Raw genomic sequence first — 18,518 nt, forward strand, 5'->3', positions numbered from 1 at the left:
GCATCGCTGGCCAGATTTTTCGCAGCATTAACAACCCGACATTTTGGCGCAGGGCTGAGAAGTACTAGTGCCGCGGGCTTGTCGCAGTCCCCCGCTCACTCCACCAAATCAAAGCCTTGGGTTTCGACCTGTACAAAGGCCCGGGTCATGTCGGCCACGGCGCGCCAGAGTTGGGCGCGGGGGTGGGCATCCACGGCGTTGCAGAGCTGCTCCACCCAGGGCTGCACATGGGTGCGGAAGAAGCGCCGCTGCTGCTCCAGGTTGCACACGGCCACATCGTCGCCCGCAATCAGGTAGCGCATCACTTCAAAGACCCCGGCGATGTGGTCTTCAGTTTGGCCGCTTTGCGCATCCCCCTGCAGGCCCAGTTGGGCCATGTCTTGGCGCAGCAGGGCCAGCGGCTTCTCGTTCAAGAAACCGGCCAGGTAGTGCGAGCCATAGACCAGCACATCGGGCTTGCCCACGCCGCCAAACAGTGCGTCGAACTCGTCTTGCGCCTGCGCCACCGTGGTGCTGCGCAGGGCGCCCACCAAGGCTTCCCAGGGGCCTTGCAAAAAGGCGCCGGCCTCGGGGGCCTCGGTCACGGCCACGCGGAACTGGGCCAGCAGCTCGTCGCTGGGGGGCGCCAGCCACAGCAGGGCCAGCACGCCATAGAGCTCGGCGCGGGCGCCTTCTTCGGCCTGGTCGGCCGTGGCAAAAGAGAGGGCTTGGGATGCGGTCATGGCTGGGGGCTCAGAGGTCGGTGATGCGGGTCTGACGCTGGTCGTTGAACATGTCGATCACGCGGCAGTCGTTGCACATTTTGAGGCGCTCCAAAGCCGCGCCCTGGAAGGCGCTGTGGCCGGCCAGCTTGCCCAGCATGTTCTCAATGGCCTTGAGCGTGCCAAAGGGTTTGCCGCAGCGGATGCAGGCATAGGGCGGCACCTCGTGCAGCACGCGGGTGGTCTTGCGGGCTTGGCCGCCTTCGGCCAAGAGCAGGCGCGGCTGCAGGGTGATGGCTTGCTCAGGGCAGGTGCTGGCGCACAGGCCGCATTGCACGCAATTGCTTTCGGTGAAGCGCAACTGCGGGCGCTCGGTGTTGTCGGCCAGGGCGCTTTCAGGGCAAGCGCCCACGCAAGACAGGCACAGCGTGCAGCGATCCGTGTCCACGCTCAGGCTGCCCAAGGGCGAGCCCTGGGCGGGCAGGGCGATGGCCTCGGGCAGGGCGGCGCGGGCTGGCGCCTGGGCCAGCAGATGCTCCAGCGCCAAGTCCAGCGTGGCGCGCTTTTCTGCTTGCACCGCAAAGCGCGCGGCTTGTGCCACGCCTTGGGCGGGCGGGCAGCGCAGGGCGGCGTCCAGATCGGCCAGGTCGCGGGCGTCGCGGGCCTGCAGCAGGTGCAGATGCACACCGCTGTAGCCCAGGCCGCTCAAGATGGCTTGGGCGATGTCCATTTGCGCGCGCAGGGCGTCGCGGTACTGCGGCGCTTCTTCGTCGGTGACCAACACCATCACTTGGTTGGCGCCGTAAGCGATGGCACTGAGCCACAACTCCACCCCCACGCTGGCGCTGTGCCACAGGGCTTGCGGCAGCACGCGGGCAGGCACGCCGTGCACGGCTTTGTCCACAGCGGCCGCGCGGCCTAGCTCGTCGATCAGGCGCGCACCTGTACCTTGGCTGTGCAGCAACACGGCCGCATCGCGGCCCCCGGCGGCTTGGTAGGCGGTCAGCAGGCGGCGCAGGCGCTGGCCGGTCTCGCCTGCCGTGGGCGTGGCATAGGTCAGGGCGCCGCTGGGGCAAACGGTTGTGCAGGCGCCGCAGCCTACGCACAGCGCTGGCTCCACGATGATGCCGCCCGGCGCATGGCCGGTGGCCGCCTGCAGCTTGGTGGCGCCCTTGGCCGAAGCATTGGAGCGGATGGCGCTGGCCGAGCAGACATCGATGCAGGCCTGGCAGCCGATCTTCTCGTTGCGGCTGTGGGCGCACAGGCGCTGCTTGTAATGGAAGAACTTGGGCTTGTCGAACTCGCCCACTAACTCCCTTAAGTTGAGCGTTGCTTTCAAGAGCAGGGCGGGGTCACTGCCGACATGCGCATAGCCCTGAGGGGGCTGGTGCTGGCTGAAGGCCGGCGTGGCGCGCAGGTCCAGCACTAAGTCGAACTCGTCGCTGCTGCGCTGAGGCGCACGTTTGAAGTCAATCGCCCCGATCACCTCGCAGGCGGCTTCGCAGGCGCGGTGGCTGCGGCAGGTGTCCAAGTCCACTTGGTAGCTGAAGTCGATGGCGCCTTCGGGGCAGGCGGCAATGCAGGCATTGCAGCGCGTGCAGAGTTCGGCATCAATCGGGTTGCTGCTTTCCCACTCGGCGGTGAAGTGGCCCAGCCAACCGGTCAGACTCTTCAGCGTGCCGGTGTGCACAGCCTGCGCCCGCACCTGGGGCAAGGCGCCGCCGACGCGGGTGATCAGCAGCGTGACCTCCAGCTTGTCGGCCAGCAGGTTGGCGGCGGCTTGGGCGGCATCCGCCGCGCCGATCACCAGCACGCGGCCTTGGCTGCGATAGGTGTGGGTGGCCACCGGCTCGGGGGCTGGGCCTTGGGCTGCGGCCAGCAAGGCGGCCATCTTGGGCGTGGCTTTGGCGCCGTCACGGCTCCAGCCGCCGGTCTCGCGCAGGTTCACAAAGCGGATGGGGCGCTCGCTGACCGGCTGCGCACCCACGGTGGCGTCGTTCAGCGCCAAGAACAGGTGCTGCTCTTGGGTGCAGGCGATCAGCAGGTCTTCGCCCGATTTCGCGGCTTGCTGAAAGCTCGCCGCTTCGCGGCGGCACAAGGCGGTGTGGACGGCCGACAGGCCGGCGCCGTCAGCCCCGGGTGTCTGGGCCAGGGCTTGGCTCAGGGCTTGGGGGTTGAGCGGCAGGGTCTTGTTGCAGTCGCAGATCAGCGTCTTCATGGAGGGGCTCTTGGGCGATGGGCGCAGGGGCTGCGGGGGTGTCGGGTGCGTCAGGCGCGGGGGCCGGCGGGTGGTCAGAGGGGGTAGCCAAGGCTTGAAGCTCCGCCTGCGCGGTGGCCAGGCGTTGGCGCTCGGCGTCTTCGGCCGCCTTTTCTTCTGCAAACAAGCCGAGGAATTCGCCTTGCACCAATTGGCGCAGCATGGCCTGCGGGATGGGGTCGGGCTGGCTGTAGTCGTCGATGTAGGTGTCCAGGCCGTCCATCACATTGAAGTGAGGGTCGGCAAAGAGCTTTTTCATGGCCGCATTCTTGACCTGCGGGTCCACCCCGCGTTGCATGAAGCGGCTGACCTCTTGGCCGGGCTCCAGGCTTTGCACATCGGCCAGTGTGGGCGCATCGGCGGGCGCGGGCTCGGTGGCCGGTGGCTTGCTGTCGGCCTGGGCCACAGGGGCTGCATCGGCTGCAGCAGGCGGCAAAGGCGCTGCCTTCTGTGCTGCCTGGGCCTGCCGCACCTCGGCCTTGCGCTGCGACCAGCGCGAGAAAAACCCTTGACCCTCGCCACTCATGACTGTGGCCGCTGGTCAGGCGCTTGGAAGGACACCGGGCGTTTGCGCTTCTTGGGCTCGGGCTTGTAGTGCTCGTCGGTGTAGGCTTGCAGCCAAGCGCAGAGTTCGGCAGGCAGCGGGCAGTTGTCCACCCGCTCTTGGGCATCCAGCAAGCGCCCGGCCTCGTTGTAGGACAGGGTCACAAACTCGGGCTGGGCTTCAGAGGGGTCTTCCTCCCGCGGGCGCCACATCACAAACCAGACGGGCGAGCCGCTGCTGAGGTTGAGGTGGTAGCCCTCGGCCTCGTCGCGGTGCAGGCTGAGCGTGAAGCCGGGGTAGAGCATTTGGCGCTGGCGGCCGTCGTCGCGCAGCACCAGGGGCTGCTCGCCCCACTGGCCCTCGTCTACAAGTACGTCCACCAGGCTGTGCCGCCAGTCTTCCCAGCGGTTGGGCTGGGTGTCGCGGGCCATGACCACGGCCACGCGCAAAGTGGGGAGGGGACTGCTCACAGGGGCCAAGGCTCTCAGGTGCTCTTGGAGACGGTGATGGTGGGGAATTTGGACGAAAAATCCTTGGCCCGCTGCGCCACCTTGACCGCCACTTGACGGGCCACTTGCTTGTAGATCCCGGCGATCTCGCCATCGGGCTCGCTGACCACCGTGGGGCGGCCGGCATCGGCCTGCACGCGGATGCTGAGGTTCAGCGGCAAGGCGCCCAGGTAGTCCACCCCGTATTGGGTGGCCATGGCTTTGCCGCCATCGGCGCCAAAGATGTGCTCGGTGTGGCCGCAGTTGGGGCAGCAGTAGACCGCCATGTTCTCGACCACGCCCAAGATGGGCACGCCGACCTTCTCGAACATCTTCAAGCCCTTCTTGGCGTCGAGCAGGGCGATGTCTTGCGGCGTGGTGACGATGACTGCGCCGGTGATGGGCACGCGCTGGCTGAGCGTGAGCTGGATGTCGCCGGTGCCCGGGGGCATGTCGACGATCAGATAGTCCAGTTCGCCCCAGTTGGTTTGGCGCAGCAGTTGCTCCAATGCCTGGGTGGCCATGGGGCCGCGCCAGATCATCGCGTCGTCCACATTGATCAAGAAGCCGATGGAAGCGACCTTGACGCCATAGTTCTCCAGCGGCTCCATGGTCTGGCCGTCCAGGCTCTCAGGGCGGCCATTGATGCCCATCATCATGGGCTGGCTGGGGCCGTAGATGTCGGCGTCCAGGATGCCGACGGTGGCGCCTTCGGCCGCCAGCGCCAGGGCCAGGTTGACGGCCGTGGTGCTCTTGCCCACGCCGCCCTTGCCCGAGGCCACGGCGATGATGTTCTTCACGCCCGGCAGCAGCGACACGCCGCGCTGCACCTGGTGGGCGACGATCTTGGTGCTGAGATTGACGCTGACGTTCTCGACGCCGCTTTGCGTGCGCACGGCCGCAATCAGGCGCTTGCGCAGCTCCGCCACTTGGCTCTTGGCCGGATAGCCCAGCTCCACATCAAAAGAGACATCGCCCCCGTCGACCCGCAGGTTCTTGACCTGCTTGGTGGATACAAAGTCTTTGCCCGTATTCGGGTCAACAACAGCTTGAAGCGCAGCCAGAACGGCTTGATCGGTGAGGGCCATGAGAGTGGTGTGCACAAGAGATGAAATCGCGTGCAGTCTACCGGCTGCGGAGCAGGCTTCACGGGCTCAGGGTGATATCGCGCCTCAGCCAGGGACAACCCTAGGCGTGTCTTCAGCGAGGACGCAACGTTGGCGCCTGGCCCAGCAGGGCTTCCTTGAGCTGCCAATCGGCCGGCCGGGGGCCCAGCCAGATCAGCATCAGCGCGTTGAAGAACTCAGGCTCTTTAAAGGGCTCGCCCTCGACCTGGCCTTTGACCGTGATGACGGTGCCAGCGCCGGGCACCCAATCGACCTGGAAAGTCTCGCCCGTGCGCAGCTGCTTGTGGCGAGAGAACAGGTCACTCATGCGCATCACGCCGGGGATCAGGCGCGAGAAGATGCTGCGGTCCATATTGTCTTCCATGCCCCGCGCAAACAGCTTGCCCAGCTCGCCAGAGTCGATGTCGCGCAGCATGGTGATGCTCAGGCGTTTGGGGCCGGGGGCGCTGAGCACGCCCTCGGGGGTGTCGGCTTTGCGGCTCAGGTAGAGCCCGGCGGCATAGACCTTGAACACCGCTTTGTGGCGGATGCCGGCGCCGTTCAGGCCCAGGTTGACCCCGGCGACGGTGATGCGCTCGTCAAACTTGACACCGGCGACTTCAGCGGCGGGGGCAGCCAGGGGCCAAGCGGCGCAGGCCCCGGCATAAACCAGGGCCTTGCGGCGGGAGAAAGACGACGTGGGACAAACGGGGTGGGGCACTGCAGAACCTCGACAAAATAGCACGACCGTACTTTTTTGAAGTCGAGATTCTGCCCGCGCCCCCCAGCGCGGTGGATTGGGGTTAACCGCCGTTGTCCGTCAGCAGCTTGCCTTGGTTGAGCAGGGTCTGGATCAACTGGCTGTCGCTGGAGTTGGCGCCCAAGCCCATGGCGCTGCGCAGGTCCACGCCGTCGAGCACGATGGTCTGGTCGCTCGCCCCCGGGGTGTATTCGCCATTGGCGAATTGGCCCGTGGTCGAGACATGCACCACGGTGCTGCCCGGCTGGCTGGTGGTGTCGAAGTCCAGGTAAGTGGACAGATCTATCCCTTGCTCGGGCGAGAGCAGGTCGCGCAGGTCCAGCGCATCGCCCGTGGCCGGGTTGAAGTCACTGATGTGCACCACACCCGCTTCTTCACCCTGGGCCGCGCCGGCCGAGCTGTTGTTGCGCAGCCAGACGTCAGAGATCTCCAGCACTGAGCCATCCGACTTCAGGTAGGTCGACTCCATGGTGATGAAGTTGCCGGCCTGCTTTTCATTGCCGGTGCTGTGGCTGAGGTTGATCTCCACCACGCCCATCTCCGTCAGGGACTTCAGCTCGCCGGTGTCGGTCAGGCCGTCGCTGTCCGCGTCTTGCCAGATCTTCAGCACATTGAAGTTGGTATCCGCCGCGCTGATCTTGCCGTCTTGGTTGCTGTCCATGTCGGCCAGGGCTTCAAAGCCGTGCTTGGCTTGGCTGCCATCGGCCTTGATCGTGGCATCGCCAAACAGCTCGCGCCCGCTGTCGATGGTGCCGCTGTTGTCCAGGTCGGCCACCAGCAAGCCATCGTCTTTGCCCACCCAGCCGGTGCGGTCCTTGACGCCATCGCCGTTGAGGTCAAAGTTGACCCCCTCGCTGATGGCCATGGTTTCCACCCCGTCGCCGTCCAGGTCCAGGATCAGCGGGTCATAGAAGGTGACACTGTCGCTGCCCGTGCCCGAGCGATTGCCTGCCACATCGGTGATGTAGGCCTGTGCCGTGGCCGAGCCCGAGAAGGCCATGCTGAAGGAGGTGGCCACGAAGCCTTGGTTCAGATGCGCTTGGCTGACGGTGATGTGCTGCCAGGATTGGCCATTGGTGACCGAGACCACATCGCCCACCGCGGTGCCGCCCGGCAGGCCGACACGCACGTCCAAGGCGCCGGCGAACTCGCCCGGTGTGATCCAGCCGTCGTTGGCCGAGTCGTCGGTGATGGTCACGGTCGGTGTCGCCACCGCGGTGGTGTCCACACCGTAGCCCTTGTTGGCGGTGATGTCGGCCTGGTTGCCTGCAGCATCAGTGGCGCGCAGGCTGGCATCGATGCGGCGGTCGCCGTCGGCGGCCAGGTCGCTGCCCGGCACGGCCACGCTGAAGCTGCCATTGGCCGCCAAGGTGCCGCTGAAGGTCCTGCCGTTCACGGTCAGGGTGATGGTGTCGCCCTGACGGAACTCGCCGGCCACCGTGCCTGTGACGTTCACACTGCCGCCCGACTCCGCCGCGTTGACAACGTTGTCGGCCGTCACGTTGCCAAAGCTGATGGAGGTGGTCGCGTTGCTCGGGCCGGTGGTGTCAATGCGGGCCGAATCCAGCCCCTGCGCGGAGGTGTTGCCGGCCACGTCGGTGAGCGTGGCCGTGACGCTGATGGTGCCGCCTTCGGCCGGCGCGGCAAAGCTGGTGTCAATGAAGCCATTGGCCAGTTGCGCCGCATTCAGCACATAGCGGTCGGTGGTGGTGCCATCCGACACCGTCAGCGTGTCGCCCAACTGCGCCCCTGCAGGCAAGGTGATGCGCACGCCGATGTCGCCACTCAACTCTGCTGCACTGATGAAGGCATTGTTGTTGGCGTCTTCGGTGATGGTCACCGTGGGGGCGCCGGTGGCGGTAGTGTCCACCGTGTAGGCGCGCGAGGCGGTGATCTCGGCCTGGTTACCGGCGGCGTCGGTCGCCCGCAGGCTCGCGTCCAGGGTCTTGTCGCCGTCGGCCGCCAAGTCGGCACCGGGCACATTCACGCTGAAATTGCCGTTCGCCGCCACCGTGCCGGTGAAGGTCTTGCCGTTGACCGTCAAGGTGATGCGGTCGCCCTCGGCAAACTCGCCCGTGGCGCGGCCGGTCACCGCGACGGTGCCACCGGCCTCGGCGGCGTTGATCACGTTGTCGGCGGTCAGTGGGTCCAGCGTCACGCCGGTGCCGGCACCCGAGGGGCCGGTGGTGTCGAGCTGAGCGCTGTCGCTGCCTGGCGCCGAGGTGTTGCCCGCCATGTCACGCAAGGTGGCGGTGACGTTCAGCACCTCACCTTCCGCCGGGGGCGGGAAGTCGGTCAGCACCTGCCCGGCGCTGACCTGGGCCGCCGTCAGCGTGAAGGTGCGCTGGGTGGTGCCGTCGGTCACGGTCAGGGTGTCGCCCGCGGCCGCACCGGCGGGCAGGGTGATGCGCACATCCACCTGGCCGGCCAGCTCGGCCGCGTTGATGAAGCCGTTGTTGTTCAGGTCTTCCGCAATGGTGACGGTGGGGGCGGCCGTGGCGGTGGTGTCCAGGCGAGCGCTGTCGCTGCCTTGCGGCGAGCTGTTGCCAGCCATGTCGGTCAGCACCGCCGTGACATTGATCATCGCGCCCTCGGCCGGGGCCGCAAAGCTGGTGTCAATGAAGCCAGCGGCCACTTGGGCGGCCGTTAAGGTGAACGGTGTGGTGGTCGTGCCGTTGGACACCGTCAGGGTGTCGCCGACCACCGCGCCTGCGGGCAGGCTGACGCGCACATCGATCACGCCATTCAACTCAGCGCGGTTGATGAAGCCGTTGTTATTGCTGTCCTCACCAATGGTGACGGTGGGCGCTCCGGTGGCGGTGGTGTCCACCGAGTAGACGCGGCTCGCGCCAATGTCGGCCTGGTTGCCTGCAGCGTCGGTGGCGCGCAGGCTGGCGTCCAGCGTGCGGTCGCCATCGGCAGCCAGGTCAGCCCCCGGCACATTGATGCTGAAGTTGCCGTTGGCCGCGACGGTGCCTGTGAAAGGCTTGCCATTGACCGTCAAGGTCACGGTGTCACCGGGGGTGAACTCGCCGGTGGCACGGCCGGTCACGGCCACGGTGCCGCCGGCTTCCGCCGCGTTGACCACGTTGTCCGCGGTCAGTGCGTCCAGCACCAAGCCCGTGCCTGCTGCGCTCGGGCCGCTGGTGTCCACACGCGCGGTATCCAGGCCTTGCGGCGAAGCATTGCCCGCGATGTCGGTGAGGATGGCGGTGATGTTGACCATCTGGCCATCGGCGGGCGCCGCAAAGCTGGTGTCCACAAAGCCTGCGGCCACATGCGCTGCAGTCACGGTGATCGGGGTCGTCGTTGTGCCGTTGGAGACGGTCAAGGTATCCCCCGCCACAGTGCCTGCGGGCAGGCCCACGCGCACATCGATCACGCCATTCAACTCGGCGCGGCTGATGAAGCCGTTGTTGTTGGCGTCCTCAGCAATCGTCACGGTGGGCGCGCCCGTGGCGGTGGTGTCCACCGAGTAAGCGCGGGTGGCGCCGATGTCGGCTTGGTTGCCGGCCGGGTCGGTGATGCGGATGGAGACATCGAGTGTCTTGTCGCCATCGGCCACCAAATCGGCACCGGGCACGGCCACGGTGAAGGAGCCATCCGCGCCCAGCGTGCCGGTGTAGGGCTTGCCGTTGGCGGTGATGGTGACCACATCGCCGGGGGTGAACTCGCCCGTGGCTTGGCCGGTCACATTGACCGGGCCTGCCGCTTCTGCCGCATTGACGATGTTGTCCGCCGAGACCGGGTTGACGGTGATGCCGGTCGTGGCCGAAGACGGGCCGGTCGTGTCGATGCGCGCGGCATCCGTGCCTTGCGGCGAAGCATTGCCCGCGATGTCGGTGAGGATGGCGGTGATGTTGACCATCTGGCCATCGGCCGGCGCCGCAAAGCTGGTGTCCACAAAGCCTGCAGCCACATGCGCTGCGGTCACGGTGATCGGGGTCGTCGTCGTGCCGTTGGAGACGGTCAGCGTGTCGCCCGCCACAGTGCCTGCGGGCAGGCCCACGCGCACATCGACCACGCCATTCAGCTCAGCGCGGCTGATGAAGCCGTTGTTGTTGGCGTCCTCAGCAATCGTCACGGTGGGCGCGCCGGTGGCGGCGGTGTCCACCGAGTAAGCGCGGGTGGCGCCGATGTCGGCTTGGTTGCCGGCCGGGTCGGTGATGCGGATGGAGACATCGAGTGTCTTGTCGCCATCGGCCACCAAATCGGCACCGGGCACGGCCACGGTGAAGGAGCCATCCGCACCCAGCGTGCCGGTGTAGGGCTTGCCGTTGGCGGTGATGGTGACCACATCGCCGGGGGTGAACTCACCCGTGGCTTGGCCGGTCACATTGACCGGGCCTGCCGCTTCTGCCGCATTGACGATGTTGTCGGCCGAGACCGGGTTGACGGTGATGCCGGTGGTGGCCGAAGACGGACCGGTGGTGTCGATGCGCGCGGCATCAGCACCTTGCGGCGAAGCATTGCCCGCGATGTCGGTCAGGATGGCCGTGACGTTGATGGTTTGGCCATCGGCCGGCGCGGCAAAGCTGGTGTCCACAAAGCCTGCGGCCACATGCGCTGCGGTCACGGTGATCGGGGTCGTCGTCGTGCCGTTGGAGACGGTCAAGGTATCCCCCGCCACAGTGCCTGCGGGCAGGCCCACGCGCACATCGACCACGCCATTCAACTCGGCGCGGCTGATGAAGCCGTTGTTGTTCGCGTCCTCGGCAATCGTGACGGTGGGCGCGCCCGTGGCGGCGGTGTCCACCGAGTAAGCGCGGGTAGCGCCGATGTCGGCTTGGTTGCCGGCCGGGTCGGTGATGCGGATGGAGACATCGAGTGTCTTGTCGCCATCGGCCACCAAATCGGCACCGGGCACGGCCACGGTGAAGGAGCCATCGGCGCCCAGCGTGCCGGTGTAGGGCTTGCCGTTGGCGGTGATGGTGACCACATCGCCGGGGGTGAACTCGCCCGTGGCTTGGCCGGTCACATTGACCGGGCCTGCAGCTTCTGCCGCATTGACGATGTTGTCGGCCGAGACCGGGTTGACGGTGATGCCGGTCGTGGCCGAAGACGGGCCGGTCGTGTCGATGCGCGCGGCATCCGTGCCTTGCGGCGAGGCATTGCCCGCGATGTCGGTGAGGATGGCGGTGATGTTGACCATCTGGCCATCGGCGGGCGCCGCAAAGCTGGTGTCCACAAAGCCTGCGGCCACATGCGCTGCAGTCACGGTGATCGGGGTCGTCGTTGTGCCGTTGGAGACGGTCAAGGTATCCCCCGCCACAGTGCCTGCGGGCAGGCCCACGCGCACATCGACCACGCCATTCAACTCGGCGCGGCTGATGAAGCCGTTGTTGTTGGCGTCCTCAGCAATCGTCACGGTGGGCGCGCCCGTGGCGGTGGTGTCCACCGAGTAAGCGCGGGTGGCGCCGATGTCGGCTTGGTTGCCGGCCGGGTCGGTGATGCGGATGGAGACATCGAGTGTCTTGTCGCCATCGGCCACCAAATCGGCACCGGGCACGGCCACGGTGAAGGAGCCATCGGCGCCCAGCGTGCCGGTGTAGGGCTTGCCGTTGGCGGTGATGGTGACCACATCGCCGGGGGTGAACTCGCCCGTGGCTTGGCCGGTCACATTGACCGGGCCTGCCGCTTCTGCCGCATTGACGATGTTGTCGGCCGAGACCGGGTTGACGGTGATGCCGGTGGTGGCCGAAGACGGGCCGGTCGTGTCGATGCGCGCGGCATCCGTGCCTTGCGGCGAAGCATTGCCCGCGATGTCGGTGAGGATGGCGGTGATGTTGACCATCTGGCCATCGGCCGGCGCGGCAAAGCTGGTGTCGATGTGGCCTGCGGCCACTTGAGCGGCCGTCACCACAAAGCTGGCGGTGGTGCTGCCGTTGGAGACGGTCAGCGTGTCGCCCGCCACGGTGCCTGCGGGCAGGCCCACGCGCACATCGATCACGCCATTCAACTCAGCGCGGTTGATGAAGCCGTTGTTGTTGGCGTCTTCGGCAATGGCCACCGTGGGTGCGCCCGTGGCGCTGATGTCCACGGCATAGGCACGGCTGGCGCTGATGTCGGTCTGGTTGCCGGCAGGGTCGGTGGCACGCAAAGACGCCTGCACTGTCTTGTCCGCATCCACCGCCAATTCGGCGCCAGGCACGGCGATGCTGAAGCTGCCATCGGCGGCGACTTGGCCGCTGAAGCTTTGGCCGTTGATGTCCAGGGTGACGGTGTCGCCCGCGGTGAACTCGCCCGTGGCATGGCCGGTGACGCGCACCGTGTCACCCGCCTCGGCGGCGTTGATCACATTGTCCGCGCTCAGGCTGTCCAGCACCAAGCCGGTGGTGCCGCCAGGGCCGCCGCTGGGGCCGGTGGTGTCGATGCGCGCGGCATCCGAGCCCTGGGCCGAGGCGTTGCCGGCGATGTCGGTGAGGATGGCGGTGACGTTGACGGTCTGCCCTTCAGCCGGGGCTGCAAAGCTGGTGTTGACAAAGCCTGCCGCCACTTGCTCGGGGGTCAGGGTGAAGGTCGACGTGGTGCTGCCATTGGAGACGCTCAAGCTGTCGCCGGCCACGGTGCCTGCGGGCAGATCGACCCGCACGTCGATGACACCATTCAACTCCGCGCGGCTGATGAAGCCGTTGTTGTTCGCGTCCTCGGCGATGGTGACGGTGGGCGCGCCGGTGGCTGCGGTGTCCACGCCATAAGGGCGGGTGGCGGTGATGTCTGCCTGGTTGCCGGCGGGGTCGGTGATGCGGATCGAGACCTCCAGCGTCTTGTCGCCGTCGGCCGCCAGGTCTGAGCCAGGGACGGACACGGTGAAGCTGCCGTCTGCCCCCAAGGTGCCGGTGAAGGTCTTGCCGTTGGCGGTGAGGGTCACCACGTCGCCGGGGGTGAACTCACCCGTGGCTTGGCCGGTGACGGGCACCGTGCCGCCAGCTTCTGCGGCGTTGATCACGTTGTCCGCCGTCAGCGGGTTGAGACTGATGCCGGTGGTCGCGCTGCTGGGGCCGCTGGTGTCCACGCGGGCGCTGTCGCTGCCCTGCGGCGAGGTGTTACCCGCCACATCGGTGAGGGTGGCGGTGATGGTCACGGTGCCGCCGGTGGGCGGGGCAACAAAGCCGGTGAGCACATGGCCTGCGCTCAGGTCTTGGGCCGTCAACACGATGCTGTTGGTGACCTCCCCATTGGAGACATCGATGCGGTCGCCCACGGCGGCGCCTTGCGGCAGGTCGACCCGCGTGATGATCAAACCATTGAGCTCCGCACGGTTGATGAAGCCGTCGTTATTGGCGTCCTCGACCAAGGTGACGGTGGGTGCGCCGGTGGCGCTGGTGTCCACACTGAAGAGGCGGCTGGCGCCGATGTCGGCTTGGTTGCCGGCGGGGTCGGTGGCACGCAAAGAGCCGGCCACGCTGTGGTCCGGGTCGGCGGCCAAGTCGGCACCCGGCACGGCAATGCTGAAGCTGCCATCTTGCGCGACGATGCCGGTGAAGTTTTTGCCATTGACGCTCAGCGTGACGGTGTCGCCGGTGCTGAACTCACCTTGGGCTTGGCCGGTGACCTGCAAGGTCTGGCCGGCCTCCGCCGCATTGACGATGTTGTCGGCCGAGATGGAGTTGATGACCAGGGCGGTGGTGCTGGCGTCTGGGGTGGTGTAGTCGAACTCTGCCGCATCGCCGGCTGAAGCCGAGGTGTTGCCGGCCTCGTCCGTCAGCGTGACGCGGGCGATCAAGGCTTCGCCCGAGGCCGGGGCGTCCACCTGCGTCAACACGCGGCCCGCGGCGAGCTGCTCGGCGGTGATGGTGAGTGTCTGGTTGCCGGTGGAGGTGCTCAGGTTGAGCACATCGCCCACGCGAGCGCCCGCAGGCAGGCCAATGGTGATGTCCACCTTGCCGGACAGTTCCGCCAGGTTGACCACACCGTTGTCGTTGGCGTCCTCGGCAATGGTGAGGGTGGGCGCGGCTGTGGCCGTCAGGTCCACCACCAAAGACTGCACCGGGCTGGCCGGGCCGGTGTTCCCGGCGGGGTCGGTGGCGGTGGCGGTGAAGCTGTGCGGGCCTTCGCTCAGCGGCGTGGCCGGGGTCAGCGTCCAGCGGCCGTCTGGGTCCACGGTGGCGGTGCCGATCAGGTCGCTGCCGTCATAGACCTTGATGGTGGCACCGGGCTCGCCCGTGCCGCTCAAGGTGGGGGTGGTGTCGTCGGTGCGCGCGCCTTCGGTCAGTGCGCCTTGCACCGTGCCCACATCGTCGCCCAAGCTGGTGATGGCGGGCGCAGCCGGGCCTTGGGTGTCCACGGTCACTGCATAGGGGGCGGTGGCGGGGCTCACCACACCGGCGGCGTTGGTGGCGGTGGCGCTGAAGCTGTGCGGGCCGTCGGCCAACGGGCTGCTGGGGGTGAAGCTCCAGCGCCCGGCGCTGTCTGCCGGCACGGTGCCCAGCAAGGTCGTGCCGTCATAAACGCTGACCGTGGTGCCTGCAGGGGCTGTGCCTTGCAGCGTGGGCAGGGTGTCGTCCGTGACGCCGTCGGGCTGCACCGCGCCTTGCACCGCGCCCACGTCATCGCGCAGCGCGGTGATGGTGGGGGCCGTGACGTCCTTGGTGTCCAGGGTGAAGGTGGTCGGTGCCGAGGCCGGGCTGGTGTTGCCCGCCACATCGGTTTGGGTGGTGCTCAGGCTGTGCTCACCGTCCTGCAGCGGTGTGGTGGGGGTGAACTGCCAGGTGCCGTTGGGTTTGACCACGGTGCTGCCAATGGGCTGGCCCAGGTCGTAGATGGTGACCGTGGCACCGGGCTCACCGGTGCCGCTGAGGCTGGGGGTGGCGTCGTCGGTGGTTTGGCCGTTGCTGATGGTGCCGACCACGGGGCCGACGTTGTCCAGCGCGATGACGGAGTTGGGCGCGTCGGGGTTTTGGGTGTCCACCACAAAGTCATAGACGCCAGTGGGCGCGCTGACATTGCCGGCCGCATTGGTGGCGGTGACGGTGATGGCATGCGGGCCATCGGCCAGCGGCGTGGCGGGCGTGAAGGCCCAGCGGCCGCTGCTGTCGGCGTTGGCGGTGCCCAGCACCCTGCTGCCGTCGCGCACGGTGATCAGTGCGCCGGGCTCGGCCGTGCCGCGAATGCTGGGCTGGGTGTCGTCGGTGATGCCGGTGCTCTTGGCCACATGGCCCTGCACCGTGCCTTGGTCGTCCATGACATTGACGATGGCCGGCGCCGAGGGCGGTGCATCATCCATCAGGTTGAAGTCGCGCGGCGCACTGGGGGCGCTGGTGTTGCCGGCTTCGTCCACGGCGCGGGCGCTGATCTCGTGCTCACCCAGCAGCAGCGGCAGCGTGGGGGTGAAGGTCCAATAGCCATCCGGTCCGGTGGTGACGCGGCCCAGCAGGGTATCGCCGTCAAAGACTTCAACGGTGGAGCCAGGCTCGGCCGAGCCCCAGATGGTGGGCTTGGCGTCGTCCGTGGTGGCGCCAGGCGCGATCTCGCCGACGACGGCGCCGGTGTTGTCAAAAATGCCGCCAATCGTGGGCGCATCCGGCGGCGCAATGTCGATGGTCAGCGCAAACGGTGCGCTGGGCGCAGAGGTGTTGCCCGCCGGGTCGGTGGCGGTCAGCGTGAACTCGTGCGCGCCGGGTGTCAGCGGTGTGAGAGGCGTGAGGCTCCAGGTGCCGTTGGGCTTGACCACGGCGGTGCCCACGGGCTGTCCGCCGTCCAGCACCGTGATGGTGTCGCCGGGGTTGGCGCCGCTGCCGCTGAAGGTGGGCGTGTTGTCGTCAGTGCTGTCACCGCTCTGCAGGCTGCCTTGAACGCGGCCCACGTCGTCGCTGATTTGCAGGCTGGGCGGGGCATCGGGGGCTTGGGTGTCCACCACCACACGGAAGGCGTTGGAAGGCTCGCTGGGCACGCCGGCTGCGTTCAGGCTCACAGCCACAAAGTCATGCGGGCCATCGGGCAGCGGCGTGCTGGGCGTGAAGCGCCATTGGCCGCTCGCATCGGCGCGGGTCTCCCCCAGCAGGGTCTCGCCGTCAAACACCTGCACCACTTGGTTGGGCTTGCTGCTGCCGCTGAGGGTGGGGGTGGTGTCCTTGCTGGCCTGGTTGAAAGCCATGGGCACTTCGCCACTGGCCCCTGCTTCGGTGACGCTGTCGATGGTGGGGCTGGACACCACGCTGGTGTCGATGCTGAAGTTCAGCGGCGCGGTGGGCGTGCTGACATTGCCCACGGCATCGGTGGCGGTCACCGTCAGGCTGTGCGGGCCATCAGGCAGGGCGACGGGCGGCGTGAAGCGCCAGGTGCCATCGGGGCCCACCGTGGTGCTGCCCAGGGCCACGCCCTTGTCATAAACAGTGATGGTGCTGCCGGGCTCGGCATTCTTGCCTTGCCAGGTGGGGGTCGCGTCGTCCGTGGTGCTGCCTTCGGTGATCTCGCCACGCACGGGGCCGGCGTTGTCGGTCACGGTGTCCACCGCCACTTGGCGCGGCGCCTGCGTGTCGATGGTTAGCGGCCAGGCGCCGGTGACGGGGCTGTGCACGCCGTGGATGTTCACCGCCTCGGCCGTGAAGGCCCAGGTTTTGTCGGCCAAGGCACCGGGTGTGATGCTCCATTCGCCCTTGGCATTGACCACCGCGCTGCCGACGGGCTGGCCATCGGCAAACAGGGTCACGGTCTCACCGGGGCGGCCACTGCCGTTCAGGGTGGGCGTGTTGTCGTTGGTGCCGCTGCCCTTGGTCAGCAGGCCTTCAACGGGCGTGACGTTGTCGGTGGCGCTGATGATGCTGGGCACCTGGGGCGCGCCGACATCAACCGTGAGCGCAAAGGGCTGGCTGCTCGGGCCAGTGTTGCCGGCCGGGTCGGTGGCGGTGGTGGTGACGCTGTTGGGGCCTGCAGGCAGCGGCACTTCGGGTGTGAAGGTCCAGGTGCCATTGGGGCCGACCGGGGCGGTGCCGATGGGCACGCCGTTGGTGTAGACCGTGACGGTGCTGCCGGGCTCCGCGCTGCCGCTGAAGGTGGGGCGGCTGTCGTCGGTGGCGCCGCCAGGGTTGAGTTGGCCTTGAATGGGGCCGTGGTCATCGACCACGCTGCCGATGCTGGGCGACAGCGGCGCGGTGCTGTCCACCGTGCCGGTGCTGGTGCTGGTGCTGGGGTTGCCGGCGGCATCGCGGCCGGTGACCTCTACCGTGAACTTGCCGTCGGGCAGCGGTGTGCTGGGTGTCAGGCTGAAGCTGCCATCCGGGCGCACGGTGGCCTGAGCCGTTTGGGTCTGGCCGTTGGCGTCGGTGATCTTGACCTCCACCGGGGTGCCGCTGGGCAGGTCGGTGCGGCCGGACACCGTGGGCTGGGTGCTGTTGCTGAGGTCCGGCGCATCCACGCTCACGCTCGGCGCCTGGGTGTCCACCACCCCCGTGGTGGTGTTGGTCTGGGCATTGCCCGCAGCGTCCGTGGCCACGACCTGCACGGTGTAGCGGCCATCGCTCAAGGTTTGAGGGGGGCTGACCGAGAAGCGGCCATCGCTGCCGATGGTGGCGGTCAGCTCCTGGCTGCGGCCCACCGCGTCCACCACGGTGACCTGCACCGTGCTGCCGGGGGGCAGATTGCTCTGGCCGGTGATGGCCGGGGTGTTGTCGCCCGTGATGGCGACCGGGTCCAGGCGCAGCGTGGGTGGTGTGGTGTCCACGGTGCCGCCCGTGGTGACGGTGGTGTTCTCGGCCTGCACATTGACCGAGAAGTTGCCGTCGGGCAGAGGGGCGGTGTCGACCGCAAAGCGGCCGTCGCTGCCGACCGTGGCCGTGATGACCTGCACCTGGCCATTGGCGTCGGTGACCGTGACGGTGACCAAGGAGCCCGGCGCCAGGTCGGTGCTGCCGGAGATGCGTGGCGTGGCGTCGCCGGTCAGGCCGGGGTTATCCAGCACGATGTTGGGCGGGGTGGTCGGGGTGGTGCCGTCGGGTGTGCCGCCCGCTGTGCCTGCGGTGGGGAACTCGGCGCCGTTGCTGCCGCTGCCGCTGCCATTGGTGCCCAGCCCCGCGGTGGTGGTGGCTTCGCTGACGCGGTCCACCCGCAGGCCGCCTTCGGCGGTGGTCTCATCACCACCGGCCACACCCGCCGCGGTGGCGGTGTCGCCTGTGCCCTTGTCAAAGTCGGCAATCAGTTTGTCCAGCCCGCTCTTGGCCGCCATCTTGGCGCCCACGCTTTGCGGGCGGCTCAGGCGCACCACGGCGTCTGCGGCGGCCAGCATCACCGCGCCCGGTGGCACGTTGGCGCCAGCGCTCAAGGGCTGGGGCGCTTGGCCAGGCACTTGCAGCCATGCCGAGCCCTCAACGGCCAAGACTTGACCGCCGGGCAGCACCGCCGCCGCCAAGCCCGCACTGCCGGCCACAGCCGCCGCCTGCGCGTCGCCTGCGGCTCCGCCCGCTGCAGCGGCAGCGGCGTCGGCTGCACTCAACCCGGACGAGGGGGCCGCGCGTTGGGCGCTGGCGGATGTGGCTGGGGCTGCGGTCGTGGTCGCGGGGGTGTTCTTGGCGCTCATGGTGTGACTTCAGGGCTGGGTTGGCAGAAAAAGGCCGTCCAAGGGGCGGCTTGGCCCCTTCGACGTCTCGACTTCAGCGTCATCGGCCAATCGCTAGGGCACTGAAGCGCAAGTGCCCCAAAGTGGCCACATCAGCCTTGAGCGGCCA

Annotated in this window: 7 protein-coding genes; all 7 read right to left on the reverse strand. The window is 67.8% G+C overall.

Features of this window, described 5'->3' with window-relative positions:
* Nucleotides 1–95 precede the first annotated feature (95 nt).
* The 7 genes from KAK11_RS18740 to KAK11_RS18770 all read right to left on the reverse strand — a co-directional run bounded on the left by KAK11_RS18740 (nt 96) and on the right by KAK11_RS18770 (nt 18,370).
* Nucleotides 96–722 (reverse strand): TorD/DmsD family molecular chaperone, encoded by a 627-nt coding sequence (locus KAK11_RS18740; protein ID WP_210810906.1) that lies wholly within the window; start codon nt 720–722, stop codon nt 96–98.
* 10 nt (nt 723–732) lie between these two features.
* On the reverse strand, nt 733–2,919 hold the full coding sequence (locus KAK11_RS18745) for a 4Fe-4S binding protein (RefSeq protein WP_210810908.1): 2,187 nt from the start codon (nt 2,917–2,919) through the stop codon (nt 733–735).
* Nucleotides 2,831–3,484 carry a DUF3306 domain-containing protein gene (locus KAK11_RS18750; RefSeq protein WP_210810909.1) on the reverse strand — a complete coding sequence of 218 codons (654 nt, stop codon included), beginning with the start codon at nt 3,482–3,484 and terminating at the stop codon, nt 2,831–2,833. Before KAK11_RS18750 ends, KAK11_RS18745 begins: the two co-directional genes overlap by 89 nt.
* Nucleotides 3,481–3,972, reverse strand: a complete 492-nt coding sequence (locus tag KAK11_RS18755; protein ID WP_310737834.1) for a DUF3305 domain-containing protein — start codon at nt 3,970–3,972, stop codon at nt 3,481–3,483. Before KAK11_RS18755 ends, KAK11_RS18750 begins: the two co-directional genes overlap by 4 nt.
* A gap of 14 nt (nt 3,973–3,986) precedes the next feature.
* The gene (gene apbC, locus KAK11_RS18760; RefSeq protein ID WP_210810910.1) at nt 3,987–5,078 is read right to left on the reverse strand and encodes an iron-sulfur cluster carrier protein ApbC; all 1,092 of its coding nucleotides are present in this window, start codon (nt 5,076–5,078) and stop codon (nt 3,987–3,989) included.
* A gap of 112 nt (nt 5,079–5,190) precedes the next feature.
* Complete coding sequence (locus KAK11_RS18765; RefSeq protein WP_210811154.1) at nt 5,191–5,769, reverse strand: chalcone isomerase family protein; 579 nt, start codon at nt 5,767–5,769, stop codon at nt 5,191–5,193.
* A 130-nt stretch (nt 5,770–5,899) separates the two neighbouring features.
* On the reverse strand, nt 5,900–18,370 hold the full coding sequence (locus KAK11_RS18770) for an Ig-like domain-containing protein (RefSeq protein WP_210810912.1): 12,471 nt from the start codon (nt 18,368–18,370) through the stop codon (nt 5,900–5,902).
* Nucleotides 18,371–18,518: the final 148 nt, after the last annotated feature.

Source organism: Ideonella paludis, from assembly GCF_018069865.1.
In the GTDB taxonomy this organism is placed as follows: domain Bacteria; phylum Pseudomonadota; class Gammaproteobacteria; order Burkholderiales; family Burkholderiaceae_C; genus Ideonella; species Ideonella paludis.